A 1,191-nucleotide genomic window follows, 5' to 3' on the forward strand; every position below is an offset into this window, starting at 1 on the left:
CAATGTCATTAAGTTAAGACATTGACTTTGAACGGGGAACCGTTTTGAGACACTCATCTAAGTTAGATGGGTGTCTTTTCTGTTTTTTGGGCATGACAAATATGCAGTCAATTGACTATCTTTTTACGAAATTCGATAGTTTAAACTAACAGAACCTTGAAACCGTAAAGGTCTCGGATATTTTCGGCCTTTTCGGACTGGATGATGATACGCTTCTATTTCTTCGACCATCTGCTTTGAATTGCCTATCATGGGCGTTGTATAATAGCGGTGAACTATGTTGGCCGCCTCTTTAAAGTCTATCTCATGAGGCCATTTCCTGTGAGCATCAGCTACCCGGCAAAGGGATATGATTCTGTTGACCACGTTAAACATAATCAGTTGAGAGTACAACTCGATTTCTTGAAACGCTGGTTTTTTCGAATGAAAACATACTGCACCGAGATCATACTTTAGCTTGCGAAATGAGCTTTCAATATCCCAGCGCAGATGATACAGTTTTTTCATTTCACTAAGCGGGAAGTCGTTCGAGCTTAGATTAGTAGCTAGTACTTCCCACTTGGTGCTTCCCGATTGTGGGTCGTTGAGCTTAAGCTTAACGATTCTGCAGTGGACCGGACAAAAGCTTTCAAAATCCCAGTGCGCTGTACGGTACTTGGGTGAATATTTGTCCTTATAGCGACGATTCGGGGCGTTGATCTTGTGATACTCTGGATGAAGCTTCTTTTGCTTGGCGCTATTGGTGATGTTAAACGTCATCTCAAGATCACATTCTTGGTCGGGAAGAGCGCTGATTTCCCGAATAGCACTTTTACTTTGAGTTCTTAGACGGATAACATAGTTGCAGTTAGACAGTCGATTGCCTTGCTCGAAAAGATTGAAGGATTCATAGCCGCGGTCCATCAGTACGATATAGCGGTGTTGAAGTCTTAAGGTCTGAAGCATGTGTACAGCTGCACTGCGTTCATCCATACCCTTTCGTGATTGCAATAAACAGTCTAGGTAACAACAATTTGCGATATCGTAAAGGATATTGGCATGAATCAAGCAAGCACCTTTGGTCGTTAATTTATTATCGGCCGAAGGTTTTTTTCTTGCTTGAATATTGCATAGAAATGGTGAATGCTTATCATATGGCAAAGCAAAGTCACTACCATCGATTGCCAGCAGTCGATAGCCATGATACAAAGC

The 1,191-nt window shown here is 42.0% G+C and carries 1 protein-coding gene; it reads right to left on the reverse strand.

Annotated features, from left to right (window positions below; all coding sequences use genetic code 11):
• Positions 1–123: 123 nt before the first annotated feature.
• Positions 124–1,191: transposase (locus ACLUXO_RS10125; RefSeq protein WP_412137441.1), on the reverse strand; the 1,068-nt coding region annotated here is incomplete at its 5' end.

Source organism: Lactobacillus delbrueckii subsp. bulgaricus (genome assembly GCF_046938665.1).
GTDB classification, from domain to species: domain Bacteria; phylum Bacillota; class Bacilli; order Lactobacillales; family Lactobacillaceae; genus Lactobacillus; species Lactobacillus delbrueckii_C.